Annotated in this window: 2 protein-coding genes; both read left to right on the top strand. The window is 69.0% G+C overall.

The window, feature by feature from the left end:
• Positions 1-121: 121 nt before the first annotated feature.
• On the top strand, positions 122-1060 hold the full coding sequence (gene metF / locus ACIOD1_RS35035; RefSeq protein WP_365630637.1) for a methylenetetrahydrofolate reductase [NAD(P)H]: 939 nt from the start codon (positions 122-124) through the stop codon (positions 1058-1060).
• On the top strand, positions 1038-1993 hold a 956-nt coding region (locus tag ACIOD1_RS35030; RefSeq protein WP_365630634.1), incomplete at its 3' end, for an adenosylhomocysteinase. The genes metF and ACIOD1_RS35030, both read left to right, overlap by 23 nt.

Genomic DNA, 1993 nt, shown 5'->3' with positions numbered 1-1993 from the left:
TCCACCTCTCCGAGGAATTCCAACTCCACCCCGAACAGTCCACCGACGCCATCGTCATCCACCACCCCGAAGCGAAGTACTTCAACGCACGCTGACACGGCACTGGGAAGAGTTGAGATCCATGCTGTCCTCGCAGTCCCGCCCAGGCCTGCGCGATGTCCTCGCGCGGGGTGACCACTCCTTCTCCTTCGAGTTCTTCCCACCGAAGACCGAAGCCGGCGAACGCACCCTGTGGAACGCGATCCGCCGCGTCGAGGTGCTCGCACCGTCCTTCGTGTCCGTCACCTACGGGGCCGGCGGCTCCTCCCGCGACCGCACCGTGGAGGTGACCAAGCGCATCGCCGCCGAGACCACCCTGCGCCCCGTCGCGCACCTGACCGCCGTGGGCCACTCTGTCGCCGAGCTGCGCCACATCATCGGCCAGTACGCCGACGCCGGGGTGCTCGACGTTCTCGCCCTGCGCGGGGATCCGCCCGGCGATCCGGGCGGCCCGTGGGTCTCGCACCCCGAAGGCCTCGCCCATGCCGAGGACCTGGTACGCCTCGTCAAGGACTCGGGCGCCTTCACGGTGGGCGTCGCCGCCTTCCCGGAACGTCATCCGCGCTCGGTGGACTGGGACGACGAGATCCGGCACTTCGTGGCCAAGTGCCGGGCGGGCGCCGACTACGCGATCACCCAGATGTTCTTCCGCGTGGAGGACTACCTGCGGCTGCGCGACAAGGTGGCGGCCGCCGGCTGTGACACCCCGATCATCCCGGAGATCATGCCCGCCACCGACGTCCGCCAAATCCGCCGCTTCGCCGAACTCAGCAACGCCTCGTTCCCCGACGACCTGGCCCGGCGCCTGGACGACGCCCGCGACGACGCGGCCGAAGGCCACCGCATCGGCGTCGCCCACGCGACCTCCATGGCCGAGCGGCTGCTGGCGGAGGGCGCCCCCGGCCTGCACTACATCACCCTCAACCGCTCGACGGCGACCCTCGAAATCCATCAGAACGTCCTCGCCACCCTCTCCACCCCCGATCCAAGGAGCGCACGTGTCCTCGCAGCCGCCCGCTGACTTCACCGACTTCAAGGTCGCCGACATCTCCCTCGCCGCGTTCGGCCGCAAGGAGATCACCCTGGCCGAGCACGAGATGCCCGGCCTGATGTCGATCCGCCGCGAGTACGCCGCGACACAGCCGCTGGCCGGCGCCCGGATCACCGGCTCCCTGCACATGACGGTGCAGACGGCCGTGCTCATCGAGACCCTCGTCGCCCTCGGCGCCGACGTGCGTTGGGTGTCCTGCAACATCTACTCCACCCAGGACCACGCGGCCGCCGCCATAGCCGCCGCCGGCATCCCCGTCTTCGCCTGGAAGGGCGAAACCCTCTCCGAGTACTGGTGGTGCACCGAGCAGGCCCTGACCTGGCCCGGACACACCGGACCGAACATGATCCTCGACGACGGCGGTGACGCCACCCTCCTCGTCCACAAGGGCGTCGAGTACCAGAAGGCCGGCGCCGTCCCGGACCCGTCCACCGCCGACAACGAGGAGATGGCCCTCGTCCTGGGACTCCTCGCCACCACCGACATCGACTGGGCCGCTCTCGCCGCCGACATCCGCGGGGTGACGGAGGAAACCACCACCGGCGTCCACCGCCTCTACGAGATGCACCGCGAGGGTGCGCTCCTCTTCCCCGCGATCAACGTGAACGACGCCGTGACCAAGTCGAAGTTCGACAACAAGTACGGCTGCCGACACAGCCTCATCGACGGCATCAACCGCGCCACCGACGTCCTCATCGGCGGCAAGACGGCCGTCGTCTTCGGCTACGGCGACGTCGGCAAGGGCTCCGCCGAATCCCTGCGCGGCCAGGGCGCGCGTGTCATCGTCACCGAGATCGACCCGATCTGCGCCCTTCAGGCCGCCATGGACGGGTTCCAGGTCGCGAGGCTCGACGATGTGGTCGAGACCGCCGACATCTTCATCACGACCACGGGCAACAAGGA

The sequence above is a fragment of the Streptomyces sp. NPDC088097 genome, from assembly GCF_044741845.1.
Lineage (GTDB): Bacteria > Actinomycetota > Actinomycetes > Streptomycetales > Streptomycetaceae > Streptomyces.
Note: the sequence above shows the minus strand (reverse complement) of the source record. Positions and strands in the feature narration are given on the sequence as shown.